Annotated in this window: 8 protein-coding genes; 5 read left to right on the top strand and 3 right to left on the bottom strand. The window is 73.8% G+C overall.

Annotated elements, in window-relative coordinates; all coding sequences use genetic code 11:
* Nucleotides 1-93: 93 nt before the first annotated feature.
* The 3 genes from ACQ452_RS06155 to ACQ452_RS06165 all read right to left on the bottom strand — a co-directional run bounded on the left by ACQ452_RS06155 (nucleotide 94) and on the right by ACQ452_RS06165 (nucleotide 15,288).
* Nucleotides 94-13,092, bottom strand: coding sequence for an SDR family NAD(P)-dependent oxidoreductase (locus tag ACQ452_RS06155; RefSeq protein WP_433390795.1), 12,999 nt, complete (start codon nucleotides 13,090-13,092; stop codon nucleotides 94-96).
* A gap of 59 nt (nucleotides 13,093-13,151) precedes the next feature.
* Nucleotides 13,152-14,363: a cytochrome P450 family protein gene (locus tag ACQ452_RS06160; protein ID WP_433390798.1), complete on the bottom strand. Its 1,212-nt coding sequence runs from the start codon at nucleotides 14,361-14,363 to the stop codon at nucleotides 13,152-13,154.
* A 145-nt stretch (nucleotides 14,364-14,508) separates the two neighbouring features.
* Complete coding sequence (locus tag ACQ452_RS06165; RefSeq protein ID WP_433390801.1) at nucleotides 14,509-15,288, bottom strand: AfsR/SARP family transcriptional regulator; 780 nt, start codon at nucleotides 15,286-15,288, stop codon at nucleotides 14,509-14,511.
* Between the two features lie 576 nt (nucleotides 15,289-15,864).
* Here ACQ452_RS06165 and ACQ452_RS06170 point away from each other — a divergent pair.
* Genes ACQ452_RS06170 through ACQ452_RS06190 form a run of 5 tightly spaced genes read left to right on the top strand, consistent with a single transcriptional unit; the run spans nucleotide 15,865 to nucleotide 21,473 of the window.
* Nucleotides 15,865-16,038 (top strand): hypothetical protein, encoded by a 174-nt coding sequence (locus ACQ452_RS06170; protein ID WP_433390804.1) that lies wholly within the window; start codon nucleotides 15,865-15,867, stop codon nucleotides 16,036-16,038.
* Nucleotides 16,039-16,093: 55 nt separating this feature from the next.
* Nucleotides 16,094-16,885 carry a thioesterase II family protein gene (locus ACQ452_RS06175; protein ID WP_433390807.1) on the top strand — a complete coding sequence of 264 codons (792 nt, stop codon included), beginning with the start codon at nucleotides 16,094-16,096 and terminating at the stop codon, nucleotides 16,883-16,885.
* A 45-nt stretch (nucleotides 16,886-16,930) separates the two neighbouring features.
* The gene (locus ACQ452_RS06180) at nucleotides 16,931-19,687 is read left to right on the top strand and encodes a helix-turn-helix transcriptional regulator (protein ID WP_433390809.1); all 2,757 of its coding nucleotides are present in this window, start codon (nucleotides 16,931-16,933) and stop codon (nucleotides 19,685-19,687) included.
* The gene (locus tag ACQ452_RS06185) at nucleotides 19,684-20,670 is read left to right on the top strand and encodes an L-tyrosine/L-tryptophan isonitrile synthase family protein (protein WP_433390812.1); all 987 of its coding nucleotides are present in this window, start codon (nucleotides 19,684-19,686) and stop codon (nucleotides 20,668-20,670) included. Before ACQ452_RS06180 ends, ACQ452_RS06185 begins: the two co-directional genes overlap by 4 nt.
* Nucleotides 20,667-21,473: a TauD/TfdA dioxygenase family protein gene (locus tag ACQ452_RS06190; protein ID WP_433390815.1), complete on the top strand. Its 807-nt coding sequence runs from the start codon at nucleotides 20,667-20,669 to the stop codon at nucleotides 21,471-21,473. The genes ACQ452_RS06185 and ACQ452_RS06190 overlap by 4 nt, the downstream gene beginning before the upstream one ends.
* Nucleotides 21,474-21,490 lie beyond the last annotated feature (17 nt).

Genomic DNA, 21,490 nt, shown 5'->3' on the forward strand with positions numbered 1-21,490 from the left:
TGGCGGGTCGGCGACGCGGACGGGGTCAGGCGCGGCAGCTCCCGGTGGTCGACCGACCGCCGGGAGCTGCCACGTCCGCGCCTCATCCGGCGGTCAGACGGTGTCCAGCTCGTTGTCGAGGATGTCGAACAGGTCGTCGGCGGTGACCGCGTCGAGATCCTTCCCGGCCGGCGGCGGGGCGGACCTGTCGCGCCACTTCGTCACGAGGCGTTGCAGGGCCGGGGCGATCTCCGTCTCCGCGGCATCCGTCGTGTCGATCAACTCCAGCGTCGCCTCCAGCCTGGCGATGCCGTCGATGAGGGTCCGCAGCCTCAGTTTCGCCTGGTTGCCGCCGAGTTCCTCGATCAGGTGCGCCACGAGGGCGGTGGGCGTGGGATGGTCGAACGTCAGCGTCGCCGGCAACCGCAGGCCCGTCGCCTGGTTGAGGCGGTTGCGCAGCTCCACCGCCGTCAGCGAGTCGAAGCCCAGGTGCTTGAAGGCCTGCTCCGCCGGGATGGTCTCCACCGAGTCGTGCGCCAGCACCGCCGCCACGTTCGTGCGCACCACGCTGAGCAGCAACTCCCGCTGCTCCGCCTCGGGCAGGCCGGCGAGCCGCTGCGACAGCGCCATCCCCGTACCCGCGCCCGCGGCGGCCCGACGCGGGCGGGCGAAGGAGCGAAGCGGCGGCGGGACCGTCGGGTTCGCGCGCAGGGCGGCCGTGTCGAGCCGGATCGGCACCAGGACGGCCTCGTCCGTACGGCAGGCCGCGTCGAACAGGGCGAGCCCCTCCTGCACGGTGTGCGCCAGCACGCCACCACGGCCGATGCGGGCGAGGTCGGCCTCGCTCAGGTGACCCGTCATCGCGCCGCTCGACGCCCACAACCCCCAGGCGAGCGAGGTGGCCGCCAGGCCCGCCGCCCGGCGACGCGCGGCCAGCGCGTCCAGGAAGGCGTTCGCCGCCGCGTAGTTCGCCTGCCCGGCGGTGCCCAGCACCCCGGTCGCCGATGAGAAGAGCACGAACAGTTCCACGTCGGGGGCCAGCTCGTGCAGGTTCAGCGCCGCGTCGACCTTCGCGCGCAGCACCGGGTCGACGCGTTGCGGGGTGAGCGACTCGACAGTCCCGTCGTCCAGGACGCCCGCCGCGTGCACGACGCCGACCAGCTCGGGCAGCGAGGTCAGCAGCGCCGAGAGCGCGTCGCGGTCGGCGGCGTCGCAGGCGACCACGTCCACCGTGGCGCCCAGCGACCCGAGCCGCGCGGCCAGCTCCGCGGCCCCGGGCGCGGCCGGACCGCTGCGGGACGCCAGTACGAGGTGCCGCGCGCCGTGCGCCACGACCAGGTGACGGGCCAACGCGGCACCCAGCGTGCCCGTGCCGCCCGTGATCAGCACCGTGCCGGCCGGGTCGAACAGGCGGCCGTCGGTGGTGGCCGCGGCCTTGACGAGCCTCGGCACCGTCAGCACACCGTCGCGGACGGCCACCTGCGGCTCGCCGGTCGCTACGGCCGCGCCGACGTACGCCGGATCGTCGGTGTCGACGAGCACGAACCGGTCCGGGTGTTCGGTCTGCGCGGAACGGACCAGACCCCACACGGCCGCACCGGCCGGGTTCGTGCCGTCGGTCGCTCCCCGGGACACGAAGACCAGGGGGGCGCTGTCGCCGGCCAGGCACCGCTGCACCGCGGCGAGCGCGCCGTGCACGGCGCCCCGTACCTCCGCGGCGTCCGCGCCGGTCCCGACCTCGAAAACCGCCCGACCGTCGGCGGGCTCCAGCGGCGTGGGGACCGGGGACCAGTCCAGCCGGTAGAGCGAGTCGCTGCCGGTGGCGGCGTGCAGTTGCGCGGCCGTGACCGGTCGCGCGACCAGCGAGGCGACCGACGCGACCGGCTGGCCCGTGGCGTCGGCGAGGGCCAGGGCGTACGCGTCGGCGTCGGTCGGCGTGATCCGTACCCGCAGCGCGCTCGCCTCGGCCGCCACCACCCGGACGCCGTGCCAGGCGTACGGCACCCGCAGCGGGCCGTCGGCCCCGGGCGCCAGGAACAGCGTGTGGAGGGCGGCGTCCAGCAGCACGGGATGCAGCCCGAACCGGCCCCCGGGGGCGGCGGCGGGCAGCACGATCTCCGCGAAGAGTTCGTCGCCGCGTCGCCAGGCCGCCGCGAGCCCCCGGTACGCCGGCCCGTAGTCGATCCCGAGCTCGGCGATCCGGTCGTAGAGGTCCTCCACCGGCACCGCCGTGGCGTCGGCGGGAGGCCACTGGCTGCCCCAGTCCGCGTCGACGGGTTCGTCCGTGGCGGTGGCGAGCAGCCCGCTCGCGTGGTGTGTCCACGCCACGCTGTCCGGCGCGTCCTCGGGGCGGGAGTGGACCCGCACCGGGCGGCTTCCGGCCTCGTCGGGTTCGTGGACCTCCACCTGCACCCGTACGGCGCCCGTTGGCGCGAGCACCAGCGGCGCGTGCAGGGTCAGCTCCTCGACGAGGTCGAGGTCGACGTGCTCGGCGGCCCGGCGCGCGAGCTCGACGATCGCGGCCCCGGGCAGCAGGACGGTGTCGAGGACGGTGTGGTCGGCGAGCCAGGGCTGGTCCTGGACGGACAACCGCCCGGTGAGCACCGTGCGTTCCGAGCCGGCCAGCCCGAGCACCGCGCCGAGCAGGGGGTGGTCCGCCGGGCCGAGGCCGAGGCCGGCCGCGCTGGCCGGGGCGTCCCTGTCGACCAGCCAGAAGCGCTGGTGTTGGAAGGCGTAGGTGGGCAGGTCGACGGTGGTGGAGCCGGTGCGGAAGGCGGCGGTGTCGACGGAGGTGCCGGTGGCGTGCAGGGTGGCGAGGGCCGTGATGAGGGCGTGGGGTTCCGGGCGGTCGGAACGCTGCGTGGGGATGGCGGTCAGGCCGGCGGCGGCGAGGGTGTTCGTGAGGGTGCTGTCCGGTCCGATCTCCAGGTAGGTGGTGACGCCGCAGTCGCTCAGGGTGGTGATGGCGTCGTGGAACCGGACGGTGTGGCGGAGCTGGCGTGCCCAGTAGTCGGGGGTGGGCCGCAGCGGCTGACCGGTGAGGGTGGAGACGAGGGGAATTGCGGGCGGGTGATGGGTGATCGTCATGGCGATCTGGTGGAACTCGTCGAGGATCGGGTCCATGAGGGGGGAGTGGAAGGCGTGGCTGACGGTGAGCGGCCTGGTCTTGTGACCCCGCTCGGCCAGGCGGGCGGCGGCGGCGTGGGTGGCGCTGTGGTCCCCGGCGAGGACGAGGCTGGTGGGGCTGTTGATGGCGGCGATGGTGACCCGGTCGCCCAGGTGGGCGGTGACGTCGTCCTCGGTTGCCTGGACGGCGATCATGGCGCCGCCGGGCGGCAGTTGCTGCATGAGTCTGGCGCGGGCGGTGATGAGGGTGGCGGCGTCGGCGAGGGTGAGGACGCCGGCGAGGTGGGCGGCGGTGAGTTCGCCGATGGAGTGTCCGGCGAGGTGGTCGGGGGTGACGCCCCACGATTCGAGGAGCCGGTGGAGGGCGACTTCGAACGCGAAGAGGGCGGGCTGGGTGTAGCCGGTCTGGTGCAGTTCCTCGCTGTCGACGACCTCGCGAAGCGGCCGGTCGAGGTGCGGGTCCAACGCGGCGTACGCCGCGTCGAGGGCGCTGGCGAATGCCGGGTGGGTGGCGGCGAGTTCCTTGCCCATGCCGGGGCGTTGGGCGCCCTGTCCGGTGTAGAGGAAGGCGAGGCGGCCGGGTCGGGCGGTGCCGGTGACGAGGTGGGGGTCGGCCTGCCCGGTGGCGGTGTCGGGGTCGGCCTGCCCGGTGGCGAGGGTGGCGAGGTGGTGGAGGAGGTCGTCGGGGTTGGTGGCGGTGATGGCGGCGCGGTGGGGGAAGGCGGTGCGGCCGGTGGCGAGGGTGTGGCTGATGTCGTTGGGGTGCAGGTGGGGGTGTGCGGTGAGGTGTTGGTGCAGGCGGTGTGCCTGGTCGTGCAGGGCGGGTGCGGTGCGGGCGGAGAGCAGCCAGGTGATGACCGGTGGGGGTGTCGCCGGGGTTGTCGGGGTGGCGGCGGGGGGCGCTTCCTCGATGATCACGTGAGCGTTCGTCCCGCTGACGCCGAACGACGACACGCCCGCGCGGCGCGGATGACCGTTGGCCCGCCACTCGGCCGGCTCGGTCAGCAGCGCGACCGAACCCGCCGCCCAGTCGATCTTCGTCGAGGGTTCGCCGACGTGCAGCGTGCGGGGCAGGAGTCCGTGTCGCATGGCTTGGATCATTTTGATGATTCCGCCGACGCCGGCGGCTGCCTGGGTGTGGCCGATGTTGGATTTGAGGGAGCCGAGCCAGAGGGGGCGGTCGCGGTTCTGGCCGTAGGTGGCGAGGATGGCTTGGGCTTCGATGGGGTCGCCGAGGGTGGTGCCGGTGCCGTGTGCTTCGACGGCGTCGATGTCGTGGCTGGAGAGTCCGGCGTTGGTGAGTGCGGCGCGGATGACGCGTTGTTGTGCTGGTCCGTTGGGGGCGGTGAGTCCGTTGGAGGCGCCGTCCTGGTTGACGGCGGAGCCTCGGATGACTGCCAGGACGCGGTGGCCGAGGCGGTGGGCGTCGGAGAGCCGTTCCACGACCAGCACGCCCACGCCCTCCGACCAGCTCGTGCCGTCGGCGTCGTCGGAGAACGCCTTGCACCGGCCGTCGCGGGCGAGACCGCGCTGCTTGGAGAACTCGACGTAGAGCCCGGGCGAGGTCATGACGGTCACGCCGCCGGCCAGCGCGAGCGAGCACTCACCCGAGCGCAGCGCCTGCGCGGCGAGGTGCAGGGCGACCAGCGACGACGAGCACGCCGTGTCGACGGTCATCGCCGGGCCCTCCAGCCCGAGGGCGTACGCCACCCGGCCGGAGGCCACGCTGCTCGCGGTGCCGGTGCCCCAGAATCCCTCGACGCTGTCGGGCGCGGCGGTCGACCGGATGGCGTAGCCGTGCGTCATCAGGCCGGTGAAGACGCCGGTGGCCGAGCCGCGTAGCGAGTCCGGTGGGAGCCCGGCGCTCTCCAGCGCCTCCCAACAGGTCTCCAGGAAGACCCGCTGCTGTGGGTCCATGGCCAGCGCCTCACGCGGGCTGATGCCGAAGAACTCCGCGTCGAACTGCGCCGCGTCGAGCAGGAAACCGCCCTCGTCCACGTAGCTCGTGCCCGGGGTGTCGGGATCGGGGTCGAACAGGGTGTCCAGGCGCCAACCGCGGTCCGTCGGGAAGCCGGTGATGCCGTCGCGACCGGTGACCAGCATGCCCCAGAGTTCCTCCGGCGACCGTACGCCGCCGGGATAGCGGCAGGCCATCCCGACGATGACGATCGGCTCGTCGGTGGCGCGGGCGGCGACCGGGACGGGTACCGACTCCTCCGCGCGGTCGCCCAGCTCGCCCAGCAGGTGCTCGACCAGCTCCTCCGGCGTCGGGTAGTCGAAGGTCAGTGTCGCGGGCAGGCGCAGACCCGTCGCGGTGTTGAGCCGGTTGCGCAGTTCGACGGCGGTCAGCGAGTCGAAGCCGAGATCGCGGAACGGGCTGGCCACGGCGACCGCGTTCGCGTCCGGATGGGCGAGCACGGTCGCGATGTGCGTACGCACGATCTCGAGGAGGTGACGTCGGCGCTCCTCCTTGCCGCGGCCCGCCAGCTCCCGGGTCAACGCGGACCCGGTGGGTCTCGCGGACGGCCGCTTGCGCGGCACCTTGGCCAGGCCGTGCAGGGGCGGGGCGGGGTTGACCGCGGCACGCACCGCGGCCACGTCGACGGCGACGGGCACGAGGTGCGCTTCGGCCGAGCGGCACGCGGCGTCGAACAGCGCGAGCCCCTCCTCGACGCCGTGGGGGAGCAGACCGCCCCGCGTGATCCGGGCGAGATCGGTCTCGCCGAGGTGGCTCGTCATGGCGCTGTCCTGCGCCCACAGGCCCCACGACAGGGCGGTCGCCGCCCGGCCGTCGGCGCGTCGGCGCGCGGCGAGGCCGTCGAGGAACGCGTTCGCCGCCGCGTAGTTCGCCTGCCCCGCGGTGCCGACGACGCTCGCCACGGACGAGAACAGGACGAACAGCTCCACGTCTCCGACCAGCTCGTGGAGGTTGAGCGCCGCGTCGACCTTGGGGCGCAGGACGGTGTCGAGGCGGTCGGGTGTGAGCGACTCCAGGACACCGTCGTCGAGCACCCCCGCCGTGTGGACGACCCCCGCCAGCGGTCGGGACAGGCCGGCGAGCAGGGCCGCCAGCGCCTCGCGGTCGGCAGCGTCGCACGCGACGACGTCGACCTGGGCGCCCAGGGCCGTCAGCTCCCCGGCCAGCGCGGCGGCGCCCGGCGCGGCCCGGCCCCGCCGCGAGGCGAGGACCAGGTACCGCGCGCCATGGCGGGTCACCAGGTGGCGGGCGAGGGCGGCGCCGAGCGTGCCGGTGCCGCCGGTGATCAGCACGGCGCCCGCCGGGTCGAACATCCTGCCGTCCGAGGTCGCGGGCGTGTGGCGGGTGAGCCGGGGCGTCACCAGCGCCCCCTCGCGGACGGCGAGCTGCGGCTCCCCGGTGGCGACGGCGGTGGCGACGGCGCGCTCGGACTCCTCGGTGCCGTCGGTGTCGACGAGCACGAAGCGGTCCGGATGCTCCGTCTGCGCGCTACGGACGAGGCCCCACGCCGCCGCACCCGCGAGGTCCCCGCTGCGGGTGAGCACGGCCAGCTTCGCGGCGCCGGTGAGGGCCTCCTGCAACGCCGCGAGCGTCTGGTGCAGGGACTGCCGGACGGCGTCGGCGCTGTCGCCCGTGGGCACCCGGAAGATCGCGACCTCCGGCGTGCCGGCGACCGTCGGCGCGGGCACCGGCAGCCACTCGGTGGCGTACAGCGCGGCGGCGGTGGTGTTGCCCGCACCGGCCAGTCCGTTCGTCGCGACCGGGCGCACCGCGACCGCGTCCGCCGTCAGGACCGGGTTGCCGTCGTCGTCGGCGGTGCTCAACCGGAGCGTGTGCTCGCCGGCCGGCGTGAGGCGGACCCGTAGCGCCGACGCGCCGCGCCGGTGCAGCCGCACGCGACGCCACGAGAACGGCAGCCACGCCTGGCCCGTGGGGTTCTGCCCGCCGTCGAGGTGCAGCACCATCGGATGCAGGGCGGCGTCGAGCAGCGCCGGGTGTACGCCGTAACGCGCGGCGGCCGGCTCCTCCTCGGTGCGCAGGGTGACGCGGGCGAACAACTCGTCGCCACTGCGCCACACCTCCTGGACGCCCTGGAACGCGGGGCCGTAGCAGAAGCCGCGCGTCAGCAGCCAGTCGTAGAAGTCCCCGACGTCCACGGGTTGCGCACCGGGCGGTGGCCACTCGTGCGCGACAGGCGACGGCGCCGGTGCCGGTTCGCCGGTCAGCACGCCGGACGCGTGGCACGTCCACTGCTCGCCGGGGGCGTGGTCGGCCGGCTGGGAGTACACGCCGAACTCGCGGCGGTCCTGCTCGTCGGGCCGGCCGATCCACACCTGGAGGTTCACCCGCTGCTGCCCTACCAGGGTCAGCGGGGCCTGGAGGGTGATCTCCTCGACGAGGGTGGCGCCGGTGTGCTCGGCGGCCCGGACGGCCAGCTCCAGGAACGCCGTACCGGGAAGCAGGACGGTGTCGAGGACGGCGTGGTCGGCGAGCCACGGCTGGTCCGCCAGGGACAGCCGGCCGGTGAGGACGAGCCGGTCGGTGTCGGTGACGCCGAGCACCGCGCCGAGCAGCGGGTGCCCGGCCGAGATCAGGCCGGCGGTCCCCACGTCGCCGTTGCCCGCCGGACGCAGCCAGTAGCGCTGGTGTTGGAAGGCGTAGGTGGGCAGGTCGACGGTGGCGCCGTCGGCGGCGAGGGCGGCGGTGTCGACGGGGGTGCCGGTGGTGTGCAGGGTGGCGAGGGCGGTGGCGAGGCTCTGGATCTCGGATTGCCTGCGGTGCCCGGTGGCGATGGCGATGCCGTCGGCGTCGGCGACGGCGTTGGTGAGGACGCTGTCGGGGCCGATCTCGAGGTAGGTGGTGACCCCGTCGTGGTTGAGGGCGGTGATGGCGTCGTGGAAGCGGACGGTGTGGCGTAGCTGGTCGACCCAGTACTCGGGGGTGGGGGCCAGGGGTTCGCCGGTGCGGGTGGAGATGACGGGGGTGTGGGGCGGGTGGTGGGTGATGGTCCGGGCGACGGCGTGGAACTCGTCGAGGATCGGGTCCATCAGGTGCGAGTGGAAGGCGTGCGAGACGGTGAGGCGCTTCGTGCGGTGCCCGGCGCGCGCGAGCTTCTCGGCCAGGGCGAGGGTGGCGGCTTCGTCGCCGGAGATGACGAGGTCGGTGGGGCTGTTGATGGCGGCGATGGCGACGTGGTCGTCGAGGTGACGTGTGACGTCGTCCTCGGTGGCCTGGACGGCGACCATGGCGCCGCCGGCGGGCAGGGACTGCATGAGTGCGGCGCGGGCGGCGACGAGGGCGGCGGCGTCGGCGAGGGTGAGGATGCCGGCGAGGTGCGCGGCGGTGAGTTCGCCGATGGAGTGTCCGGCGAGGTGGTCGGGGGTGACGCCCCAGGATTCCAGGAGCCGGTGGAGGGCGACTTCGTAGGCGAACAGGGCGGGCTGGGTGTACCGGGTCTGGTGGATCTGGTCGGTGTCCATGATGGCGCGCAGCGACTGGCCGAGGTGCGCGTCGAGGGCGGTGCACACCTCGTCGAGGGCGGTGGCGAATGCCGGGTGGGTGGCGGCGAGTTGGGTGCCCATGCCGGGGCGTTGGGCGCCCTGTCCGGTGTAGAGGAAGGCGAGGCGGCCGGGCCGGGCGGTGCCGGTGACGAGGTGGGGGTCGGCCTGCCCGGTGGCGAGGGTGGCGAGGGTGGCGAGGTGGTGGAGGAGGTCGTCGGGGTTGGTGGCGGTGATGGCGGCGCGGTGGGGGAAGGCGGTGCGGCCGGTGGCGAGGGTGTGGCTGATGTCGTTGGGGTGCAGGTGGGGGTGTGCGGTGAGGTGTTGGTGCAGGCGGTGTGCCTGGTCGTGCAGGGCGGGTGCGGTGCGGGCGGAGAGCAGCCAGGTGATGACCGGTGGGGGTGTCGCCGGGGTTGTCGGGGTGGCGGCGGGGGGCGCCTCCTCGATGATCACGTGAGCGTTCGTCCCGCTCATCCCGAACGAGGAGACGGCGGCGCGCCGCGGGCGCTCGCCGACGGGCCACGTCACCGGCTCGGTCAGCAGCGACACGTCGCCCGCCGACCAGTTCACCTTCCGGGTCGGCTCCGCGACGTGCAGCGTGCGGGGCAGGAGTCCGTGTCGCATGGCTTGGATCATTTTGATGATTCCGCCGACGCCGGCGGCTGCCTGGGTGTGGCCGATGTTGGATTTGAGGGAGCCGAGCCAGAGGGGGCGGTCGCGGTTCTGGCCGTAGGTGGCGAGGATGGCTTGGGCTTCGATGGGGTCGCCGAGGGTGGTGCCGGTGCCGTGTGCTTCGACGGCGTCGATGTCGTGGCTGGAGAGTCCGGCGTTGGTGAGTGCGGCGCGGATGACGCGTTGTTGTGCTGGTCCGTTGGGGGCGGTGAGTCCGTTGGAGGCGCCGTCCTGGTTGACGGCGGAGCCTCGGATGACTGCCAGGACGCGGTGGCCGAGGCGGCGGGCGTCGGAGAGCCGTTCCACGACCAGCACGCCCACGCCCTCCGACCAGCCCGTCCCGTCGGCGTCGTCGGAGAACGCCCGGCACCGGCCGTCCGGGGACAGCCCGCCCTGCCGGGAGAACTCGGTGAACGTCTCGGGGCCCGACATCACGGTCACGCCGCCGGCCAGGGCCATCGCGCACTCGCCGGAGCGCACGGCCCGTACGGCGAGGTGCAGGGCGACCAGCGACGACGAGCACGCCGTGTCGACGGTCATCGCCGGGCCCTCCAGCCCGAGGGCGTACGCCACCCGGCCGGAGGCCACGCTGCTCGCGATGCCGGTGATGAGGAAGCCGTCGACCCCGTCCTCGTCGGTGTGTCCGGCCCGGCCGTAGTCCTGCACGGGCACGCCCGTGAACACGGCGGTGTCGCTGCCCCGCAGCGCGGTCGGGTCGATGCCCGCGTGCTCCAGCGCCTCCCACGAGCTTTCCAGCAGCAGTCGCTGCTGCGGGTCCATGGCCAGCGCCTCCCGCGGGCTGATGCCGAAGAACTCCGCGTCGAACCGCCCCGCGTCGTACAGGAAGCCACCGGCGCTCGCGCTGCACGTGCCCGGCCCGTCACCGGCGGACAGGGCCGCGAGGTCCCAGCCGCGGTCCGTCGGGAACTCGCCGATCGCGTCCACGCCGTTCGCCACCAACCGCCACAGGTCGTCGGCCGAGGCGACGCCACCGGGATAGCGGCAGGCCATGCCGACGATCGCGACGGGCTCGTCGTCGCGGACCTCGACCGTGGCGGTGCCGGCCTCGGCCGCGCCCAGGCCGAGTTCCCGCAGCAGGTGGGCGGTGAGCATGTCCGGCGTGGGGTGGTCGAAGACCAGCGACGCGGGCAGGTCGAGGCCGGTCGCCGCGCCCAGGTGCCCGCGTAGCTGCACGGCCGTCAGGGAGTCGAAGCCGAGCTGGCGGAACGGCGTCTCGCCGGCGAGCGTGGTGGGCGCCTGGCCGCGCAGGACCGCGTCGATAGCCGCCCCCACGAGGCCCCGGACGATCCGGGGGTGCTCGGCCGCCGGTGCCGCCAGCAGCCGCGCGGTGAGGTCTGCCCGGACGGTCCCGGCGTCGGCCTTCCCGGTCTGCGCGGGACGCCCCGCGCGCACGCATGCCTCGCCCGCTGCCAGCGCCGCGTCGAACGCCGCCGGCCGCCGGGCCACGGGCAGCTCGGTGAAGCCCGGGGCCGCCCACGTCACGGACACGCCGGGCAGGCCGCGCGCGCGACGCTGCCGCGCCAGCGCATCGGCTGCGGCGGTGGCGGCGGCGTCGGCCCCGTCGGAGAGCAGGACGAACGCGGACAGGTCGTGCCCGAGCGTCGCCTCGTGCAGCGCCCGCGCCTGCGGCGCGGCGAGGTCCACGGCCACGACGGCGGTGACCGGTCGACCGGCCAGCACGGCGGCCAGCGCCGCGGGCTCGAAGGGCAGGCCCGGGTGCGCCGACACCTCGGCGTCGTGCGCCGTCAGCTCCGCCAACCCCGCGGCGGTCACCTCGCCCGGCCCGAGCAGGAGCAACTCGTCCACGTCGTGGGCCGTCACCAGGTGACGGGCGAGCACGGCGTCGTGCGCCGACGCGGCGAGGACGACGACGCCCCGCTGCGGGCCGCCGCTGGCCGGCACGCCGACGGCCGCCTGGTGCGGCCGGAGCACCTCGCCCGCGCGGACGGCCAGCACGTCCTCGCCGCACGCCACGGCCGTGCGCAGCAGGCGCGCGGTCACCGCGTCGGCGTCGAGCAGCACGAGTCGGCCGGGCCGGCGGAGCTGCGACGCCCGCGCCAGCCCCCAGGCGGCAGCCTGCCGAAGGTCGATCCCGTCGTCGTCGCGTACGCCGACCGCGCCGCTGGTGAGCACGACCAGACGCGCCGGCCGATCGTCGTCGAGCCACGCCTGCAACAGGTCGGCCAGCCCGTCGGGGTCGGTGCTCGCCTCGACGGCGACCCCGTCTCCGTCGAGGCCGGCGGTGAGCGCGGGCGGTCCCACGACCGACCACTGCCACCCGGCCTCGGTCGCCTCGGGCACCGGTTCCCAGTGCGGCGCGTGCAGCAGGTCGGGCCGTGGACCTGCCACGCAGAGCAGGCGGGCGGGCAGCCCGGGCAGCCGGTGGCGCACGGGCGAACCCATGGCGGTGCGGGGGATCTCGCGTACCAGGTAGGTCTCGACGGGCACCGCCGCGGCGGGCAGCTCCGCGCGGCACGCCGCCAGCAGGCGGTCGGCGTCCACGTCGGGGCCGACGACGAACGCGACCGGCCCGTCCGCTCCGGCGGCGACCGCGGCGTCCACCACCGAGGGCACGTCCCGCAGGACGGCGTCGACCCGCTCCAGCCGCACCCGCTCGCCGAGCACGTCGACGACGTCGGCGAGGCGCCCGGTGAGCGTGAGGTACCCGGAGTCGTCGCGGCGGGCCAGGTCGCCCGTGCGGTACCAGCCCCCGCGCAGGACCTCGGCCGTCTCGGTGGGCAGGTTGTGGTAGCCGCCCGCCATCACGTTCGCGCCGCTGACCCAGATCTCCCCCTCCTGGCCGGCCGCCAGGTCGGCACCCGACAGCGGGTCGACGATGCGCACGCTGAGCCCCGGCAGGGGCAGGCAGCGCCGTTCGGGGTCGCCGTTCGGCCAGCTCACCGCGATCGGACCGGACGTCTCGATGGTCGCGTAGGCGGTCAGCAGCGGGGCGGAGAACGCCGCCTCGAACGAGCGGCGCAGGGTCGCGTCCACCGAGCCCAGCACCAGACCGACCCGCACGCCGGGCGCGGCGGGGGCCGGCGGGTCCAGCAGGGCGCGGTGCGTCGGACCGGTCCCCACCAGCACCGTGCTCTCCTGGGCGGCGAGGGCCCGCCGCAGCCCGTCCGTGGACAGGTCCGTCGTGAGCCGCACCGACGCGCCCGCCGCCGTCGCGGCGATCAGGTGGGTGAACCAGGCGTGCACCGGCAGGGGCCACAACACGCGGTCGTCGTCGGCGAGACCGAGGCCGACCACGTACGCCGAGGCCGCGGGCCACAGCGCGTTGCGCTGGGTGGAGAGCACACCCTTGCGCGGCCCGGTGGCCCCCGACGTGTAGGTGAGGAACGCCAGGTCGTCGAGGGTGAGGTCGTCGCGTGCCGGCGCGGACGGGTCGGTCGTCGCCAGCTCCTCGAAGGAGTGCGCCCCGCCGGCCGGCACCCCGTCGACGACGAGGACCGACGCCGACACGCGGCGCGCGTTCGCCGCGTCGGTGACGACGGCGTCGGCGCCCGCGTCCTCGACCAGCCGGGCCAGCTCGGCGTCGTCGAGAGCCGGGTCCAGCGGTACGGCGATCCCGCCGGCGCGGACGACGGCGAGGATGCTCTCGACCGCCGCGACGCCGTCCAGGAGGACGGCGACGCGGTCGGCCGGCCAGACGCCGAGATCCGCGAGGTGCCCGGCGAGTCGCGCCGTCCGCGTCGCCAGCTCGTCGTGGGTCACGCTGCGCCGCGCGTCGGCGTACGCGACCCGCGCGCCGGACCTGGCGGCGTTGGTCCGGAGTAGTTCGGGCAGGGGCCGGAGCAGGTCGGTACGCGGCATGGTTCAGCAACCTCTTGTCGGACAGGGAATGTGTTGCGGGCCGTGGGGTGGCGGTGCCGTCAGACCGTGACCGGGAGATGCATCAGCGCCGGCATCAGCGGTGAGTGCCGCAGCTTCAGCGAGTCCCGGGGCGCGGCCAGTTTGATGTCGGGGAACCGGGTGAACAGCGTGCGCAGCGCCACCGTCGTCTCGATCCGCGCCAGCTCGGAGCCCGAGCAGAAGTGCGCGCCGCCGCCGAAGGCCAGGTGTGCCTTGTCGGCGCGGTCGATGTCGAGCACGTGCGGGTCGGCGAAGCGCTTCGGGTCGTTGCCCGCCGCGGTCAGGTGCAGGTACACGGTGTCGCCCTTGCCGATCCGGGTGCCGCCGATCTCCATGGCCTCCGTGGCGAAGCGGCGGAAGCCGTGGTGCACGGAGCCGTACATCCGCAGCATCTCCTCGACGGCCACGTCGAAGAGGTCCGGGTCCTCGCGCAGCCGCGCCAGCGTCTCCGGGTTGTCGAGCAGCGCCAGGGCGCCACGGCTGATCATTCCGGCGGTCGTGTCGTACCCGCCCAGCAGCGTGAGCAGCGCGAGGCTCATCACCTCGAACACGCTGAGTTCCGGCTCGCCGTCGGCGTTCTTGGCGTGGATCCAGTACGACATGAGGTCCGTGCCGGGCTCCTGCGCCTTCTGCATCCGGACCTCGTTGACGAACTTCGAGAGCTGCTCGCGGGTCACCGCGTTCGTCGCGTCGTCGCCGCCGAACGCCAGGTCCGCCCAGTGCTTGAGTTCCTTGCGGTAGTTGTCGGGGATGCCGAGCACGTCGCAGATGATGGTGATCGGCAACGCGGCGGCGTAGTCCTCCACCAGGTCGCCGCCCCCGGCCGCCTCGATCTCGTCGAGGCGGGTGTTCACCAGCTCGTGCACCCGTGGGCGGAAGGTCTCGACGTTGCGGGGCAGGAAGGTGAAGTTGACCATGCGCTTGAGCCGCGTGTGCTCCGGCGGGTCCGTGGTGACGATCGTGCCCGTCGCCTCGCCCTCGGGGAAGCGCTTCGTGGTGAAGTCGTCGTTCGCGAACTCGCGCGGCCGGGCGAGGCGCCTGTCGCGCAGCCCGGCGTGGACCTCGTCGTAGCCGGTGACCAGCCACACCGGGCTGTTGTCGTCGAGACAGGTCCGGTGTACGGGGCCCTCGCGGTGCAGCGAGGCGTAGAGCGCGTAGGGCGCGTACGGGCTCGCGTAGTAGTCGTCGTCCAGCAACATCTCATGCCCGTGCACCGGGCACTTGTCCGCCATGTCGTCCTCGCTAGGAATCGCTGGGAAAGGGTTGCCGCCGGCCGTCGATGCCTGGGCGTCGTGGACCGCCACGGGAGCACATGTTGCCCGTACGCGGTCCACGCCCGGGTAATCGCGGGATCGACGGCGGCCGGGTGCGGGCAGGTCAGCCCACCAGTGCCGGCATCTGGATCTTCACGTCGTGCTCGAGGATCCGCTGTTGCAGTTCCTGCAGACCCCGACCGGGTTCGAGGCCGAGCCCGTCGACGAGCGCCTCGCGGGTGCGCCGGTAGACGCGCAGCGCGTCGACCTGACGTCCGGACCGGTAGAGCGCGAGCATGAACTGGTGGCAGAGGCGTTCCCGCATCGGTTCGGTCGCGGTGAGCACCTCCAGTTCGGGGGTGATCTCGCGGTGCCGGCCGCAGGCCAGCTCGGCCTCCAGGCGGTCTTCCAGCGCGGACAGCCGCTCGTCCTCGATGGCGACCAGTTCCGACCAGCAGACGCCGGTTTCGACGAGGTCGGCGAGGGCGCGTCCGCGCCACAGCGACAGCCCCTCGTGCAGTAGTTCGGCGCCCCGGGCAGGGCTGCCCGCGGCGTTGGCGTTGCGTCCCTCGCGGACCAGCCTGCGGAACCGGAACAGGTCCACGGTCTCGGTGTCCACGCGCAGTTGGTAGCCCGGCGGGTGGGTGCGCAGGACGGGCACGGTGACCGGGTCGGTGTTGGCGACGAGCATCCGGCGGATGCCCGACACCGCGTTCTGGACCATCTTGCGGGCGGTGGGGGGTGGGTTGCCGTCCCACATCGCGTGCAGGATCTGGCTGGTCGCCACGACCTTGTTGGCGTTCAGCAGGAGGTAGCCGAGGATCGCCCGCTGCCTGACCCCGCCAAGCTCGAGCTGGACGCCGCGTTCGGCGACCTCGGTGCTGCCGAGTACAGAGAACTTCATAGGTTCACTCCGGTGGGAAGAGGCGCCAGAAGCGCGTTTCCAGCTGCGCCGAGCTTCCCACCGACGGTCATTGGCGAGGCACCCCTAGGACACCCCGCAGGATCTGCGGGTACACCTGCTACGCCATTTGGCTGCAAGCGCGGAGCCCCTGGTCAGCCATTGTCGGCCCGGGCTGGGGCATGAGGCCCTCATCCCGGTCAGGTGAACGACACACTGCCGATCTGGGAACCGCGCCCCCGGGTTCTCCCTGGTTGCTCCCGCTGCGGGCGGGGAGCAATTCCCGAGGTCACGCCGCCGGCCGCCGAGGCGCGCGGCGCCCCTGCCGGGCAACGGTTCCGGCGCGCCGCGGTGGCGATAAGCCGCGCTTCCGAAAGGCAGCTGACGCCGGAAATGGTCGATGCGCTGATTGACAAGAGCCGGCGGAGATGCCGGCCCGGCGGGGTGTGAGCGATTCACGGTCATCCCGTGATGAACCTTGCCGGAGACGATGAGTGCAGACCTTGTTGAAAAGGGCCCGGTCCAGCAGGTTTAGGTGGCGATCCGCACCACCGGGCCAGACCGCTGAAAGGGATCATCATGCCGATCAATGCGACCGAGATTGTCAATGCCTTCTTCTTCGACGGCGTCGACACGCCGGCGGAGGGCGACGTCCGAATCGACGTCGTGGACAGCTGGACGACCAGCGACCTGGCCGCGGTCCGGCCGACCACGATCAGCTGGAGCGAGGCCCGGGCGGACGCGGGCCGCTGACGGCGCCGCACGACCCGCCACCGACGAGCGCGAGCGGATTCCTGGGGTGAACGAGATGACAGACACCGACCTGTGGGTACGCCGGTTCCAGCCGGCGGACGCGGCGGCGAGCAGGCTGCTGTGCCTGCCACACGCCGGTGGCTCGGCGAGCTACTTCGGCCGGGTGGCCAGGGAACTGGCCCCCGAGGTCGACGTGCTCGCCGTCCAGTACCCCGGTCGCCAGGACCGGTTGCGGGAACCGGGCCTCACCTCGGCCCACGAGATCGCGGACGGGCTGGTGGCGGCGCTGCTACCGCTGGTCGACCGGCCGTTGACCGTGTTCGGCCACAGCCTCGGCGCGACCATCGGATTCGAGGTCGCGCTGCGGCTGCGGCGGGCGGGCGTCGGCCCGACCGCGTTGTTCGTCTCCGGCCGGCGGGCGCCGCACCTGCACAAGGTGGAGCGGACCCACCTGCGCGACGACGCCGGCCTGATCGCCGAGGTACGCGCCCTGGCCGGCACCGACAGCGCGCTGCTCGCGGACGAGGACGTGCTGCGGATGGTGCTTCCCGCCATCCGCAGCGACTACATCGCGGCCGAGACCTACGAGTACCGGCCCGGGCCACGACTGGACTGCCCCATCGTCGCCCACATCGGCGACAGCGACCCCCGGGTGACTGTCGACGAGGCCCGGGCGTGGCAGGAACACACCGATGCGGGATTCGAGGTCGTCGTCCACCCCGGCGGCCACTTCTATCTCAACGACAACATGTCCGCGGTGCTGCGCAGCATCAGGGCGCACACCAGGTCGCTGAGCCCGGCCTCGCGCGGCGGCGCCACGTACGCCCATGCCGAACGACCGGGGTGAGTCACCGGTCGACCCGAGCCTCAGGAGTGTGCGGAGGTGACCCACATGGCACTGATCGAGAGAGAACACCTGCTGGCCGACCTCGCCGAGACGTACGCGACGGCGGCCACGGGCCAGGGCCGGGTGGCCCTGGTCGACGGCGGCGTCGCCAGCGGCAAGACCAGGCTGGTGAACGCCGCCGCCGAGGTGGCCGCCGGCGACGGCGCGCTCGTGCTGACCGCCGCCTGTTCGGTCGCGGAGAGCGGCATCCGGATGGCGGCCCTCGGGCAGCTGTTCCACAGCCTGCGGGCCCAGGCCGTGGCGGCCGACTACCTGCCGCTGCTGCGCCGCGACGACGGCCCGTCGGGCGGTCCGGACACCCCCGCCCGACGGCAGGACGAGGCACAACTGCTCGAGGACGTCTGTCAGGTCCTTTTGGACGTCGCCGCCGAGCGGACCCTGGTGGTAGTCGTCGACGACGTCCAGTTCGCGGACTCCCTGTCGTTGCGGGCGCTGCTGTACCTGCAACGGCGGATCCGCTTCGCGCGGGTGCTGCTCGTGCTCAGCGGGTGCGTCGGGGCGCGGCCCGAGAGCGCCGCCTTCCGGGCGGAACTCACGCGGCAACCCCACTGCCGCCACCTGCGGCTGCGACCGCTGTCGCCCGACGGCGTCGGCCGCCTGCTCGCCGAACGGATCCGGCCGGAGGTCGCCCGGCGGCTCGCCGCGCCGGCGCACGCCGTCAGCGGCGGCAACCCGATGCTCGTGCACGCGCTTGTCGACGACTCGCTCGCCGCGCCCGGCGACGACCTCGGACCGACTGTGGGCGAGTCGTTCGTCCAGGCCGCGCTCGCCTGCCTGCACCGCAGCGACCCCCGGCTGCTGGAGGTGGCCCGCGTCCTCGCGGTCGTCGGCCCGTCCGCGTCCGCCGAGCTCGTCGCCGGGATGGTCGAGCTGGGCGCGGGGACCACCCGGCAGGTGCTCGGCGCGATCACCGACGCGGGCCTGACCCGGGGGCACTCCTACCACCACCCGGCGGTGCGGGCCGCGGTGCTCGACGACTGCCCGCCGCGGACGCGTTCGGCGCTGCGGTCGCGGGCCGCGCGACTGCTGCACGAGCAGGGCGCGTCCCTCGCCGAGGTCACCGCCCAGCTCGTGGGGATCGGCGACCCGGCCGAGCCCTGGGCCGCGCCGGTGCTGCTCGCGGCGGCCGAGGAGGCCGTCAGCCGCGGCGCGGTACCGCACGCGGTGGACTGCCTCGAGCTGGCGTTGCGCTCCAGCGACGACGACGGGGAGCGCGCCGCGGTGCGGGCCGCCCTCGTGCGGGCGCACTGGCGCGGCGACCCCGAGGCCGTCGCACGCCACCTGTCGCCGCTGCTGGAGGCGGGCCGCGCCGGCCTCCTCGACGACACCGACACGCTACTGCTCGCCCGGTCGCTCGCCTGGCAGGGCAGGCACGCCCACGCACTGGAGATGCTCGGCAGGGTGGGTGACCTGGCGGCGCACCCGGACCCGGACCTCGGCGCCGAACACCTGGCCACCCGGGAGTGGCTGCGGCACTGCCGCCCGCTGGCCGGCGCCGATCACACCGCGCCCGGCGACACCGGCCAGGCCGGCGCGGTGGACCGCGCGGAGGAGGTGCTGCAACGCGCCCGCGCGGGGGACTCCCTGCTGGTGGCGGTGTGGCAGTCGCTGCGGGTGCTGATCCACGCCGACCGCCTCGACCACGCCGACGACTGGTGCGAGAAGCTGGCCGAGGAGGCCGAGTCGTACCAGATCACGAGCTGGCGGGCCGTCCTGGCCGACGTGCGCGCGGCCGTCGCCCTGTGCCGCGGCGACCTGGTCGCCGCGGAACGACACGCACGTGCCGCGCTGGACACCATGTCGCCGGCCGCCTGGGGTGTGGCGGTCGGCTCACCGCTCGCGCACCTCGCCCTCGCCTGCACGATGACCGGGCAGCTCGCCCGGGCCGAGGCGGTCCTGCGGCAGCCCACCCCGGCCGCGATGCGCCAGAGCCTGTTCTGGCCGCAGTACCTGCGGGCCCGGGGCGTCTACTACGACGCCGCCGACCGGCGGCACGCCGCGCTCGCGGACTTCCAGACCACCGGCCAGCTCGCCGTGGGGTGGGGCGCAGACGATCCCTCCGCGTTGCCGTGGCGGGTCGACCTGGCCCGGCTGTACGTGCGGATGGACCGGCCGGAGCGGGCGCGGAAGCTGGTCACCGAGCACCTGGCGCTGCCGGGCGGGGACGCTCCCCGCGCCAGGGGCATGGGCCTGCGCGCGCTGGCGGCGGCGTACGCGCCCAAGCAACGTCAGGTGATGCTGCGCGAGGCGATGGACCTGCTGCACGCCAGTGGCGACCGGCACGAGCTCGCACACGTCTTCGCCGACCTGAGCCAGACCGGGCACGCGCTCGGCGAGTTCGGGCGCGCCAAGATGATGGGCGCGCACGCCCTGCAACTCGCCGAGGGCTGCCACGCCGAGCTGCTGCGGCGCAGGCTCACACCGTCCCACGACACCCTCGACCCCCAGGTGGCCGGGGCCGCGGACGGGCTCGCCACCCTGACCGACGCCGAGCGTCGCGTGGTCAACCTGGCCGCCCGGGGACACACCAACCGGGAGATCGGCGACCGGCTCTTCATCACCGTCAGCACGGTCGAGCAGCACCTGACGCGGGCCTACCGGAAATTGAAGATCAGCACGCGTACGGAGCTGGTGCACATCGACACACCGAAGGGCGCGCGCGGCGCGCGGCGCCACCGTGTCGCCCCGGTCGGTCCGCCCTCCGGCGCCATGGAAACCACGATGCGAACGGACACGACATGACCGTTGCCGAGGACGAACAGGTCGGTAGTCGGGAGCGCACGCTCGCCCGGCAGATACTCGAACTGGTCTTCCGCTTCCGCCGTCTCGAGCACGCCGACGACCCGTGCGGGGGGCGGCCGTGCGACGACTGCTTCGCCACGCACGAGGAGCGGGTGGGCCACTACGTACGCAGCGGCGAACCGCTGCACTTCGTGCTGCCGGCGTTCCCCGCCAAGTCCCGCAACCCGGAGAAGGTGGTCGGTTCGCTGCCCGACCTCGGTGAGCGGATCTCCGTCGAGTTCCTGCAGTCCTTCTGCGAGCAGGTCAGCCACTACCACCCGACGGGCGCGCGCATCCTCATCTGCTCCGACGGCCACGTCTTCTCCGACCTGCTCGGTATCCCCGACGAGGACGTGACCGCGTACCGCACGGAGCTGCAGCGCATCATCGACCAGACCGGCGCGTCCTCGGTGTCGCTGTACTCGCTGGACGACGCGTTCGGGGCGATGCCCTACGACGAGATGCGCGGGCTGCTCCTGGACGGGTACGCCACGCCCCTGGAGGCCATCCGCGCCGAGGTGCTGACCGACGTGGGCGCCCGGTCGCTGTTCAACGGCATGCACCGCTTCATGCTCGAGGACCAGGCCCCGCTGCACCCCGGCATGAGCCGGACGAAGCTGCGCGAGCACTGCAAGGAGTTCGCGTACCAGATGATCCGGCGCAGCAGGGCCTGGGGCGACCTGGTGGGCACGAGGTTCCCGGACTCGCTGCGGCTGTCCATCCACCCGCAGGCCCGGCACGCCGAGAAGATCGGCCTGCACCTCATCCGCACCAGGGACAGCTGGCTGACGCCGTGGCACGGCGTCGTGCTCGACGACGGCGACACCCTCACGCTGGTCAAGCGCAGCCAGGCCGAGAGCTACCAGGCCTCGCTGGTCTGGCGCAACGGCCGGCCGAGCCACTACGTCAACCCCCACTTCCGGCAGGAGGAGATCGCGTCATGACCACGACAGACGAGTTGCGCGTCGACCACACGCCGCTGGCGCCGTTCGGCACGCTGGTGACGGCGCGGCACGACGGGGCCGACCTGCGCGGCATCGCGCCCGCGACGCTGGAGCGCTGGACCATCGAGTCCAAGGTGGTCGTCCTGCGCGGATTCCCGCTGCTGGACAAGGCGGACCTGCTCACCTACTGCGAGACGTGGGGCGAGGTGCTGACCTGGGACTTCGGCGCGATCCTGGACCTGGTGGTGCAGGAGGAACCGAAGAACTACCTGTTCAGCCGCACCGACGTGCCGTTCCACTGGGACGGCGCGTTCGCCCGGGCCGCGCCGCGGTACTTCCTCTTCCAGTGCGTGGAGGCGCCGGTGCCCGGTGGCGGCGGCGAGACGGTGTTCTCCGACAGCACCGACGTGATCCGGCGCGCCTCGCCGGAGCTGGTGCGCGAGTGGGCGGCGACGGAGGTCAGCTACCGCACGGAGAAGCTCGGTTACTACGGCGGCGAGACGGTGTCGCCACTGCTCACCACGCATTCCGAGACCGGCGAAACGATCATGCGGTACGGCGAGCCGCTCGACCCGGAGCGCTACCGCAACCCGGTGTGGGTCTCCGTCGGCGGCAGGTCGGCCGAGGAGGCCGAGCCGTTCATGGCCGACCTGCGCGACCGGCTGCACGACCCGGACGTCTGCTACCACCACGAGTGGGTCGACGGCGACATCGTCGTCGTCGACAACCAGGCGCTGCTGCACGGCCGCAACGCCTTCCGCGGCAACTCCTCCCGGCACCTCCAGCGCATCCAGATCCTCTGACCGTGGTCGGAGGCGCG

The sequence above is a fragment of the Micromonospora sp. KLBMP9576 genome (assembly GCF_050941805.1).
Classification (GTDB): Bacteria; Actinomycetota; Actinomycetes; order Mycobacteriales; family Micromonosporaceae; genus Micromonospora.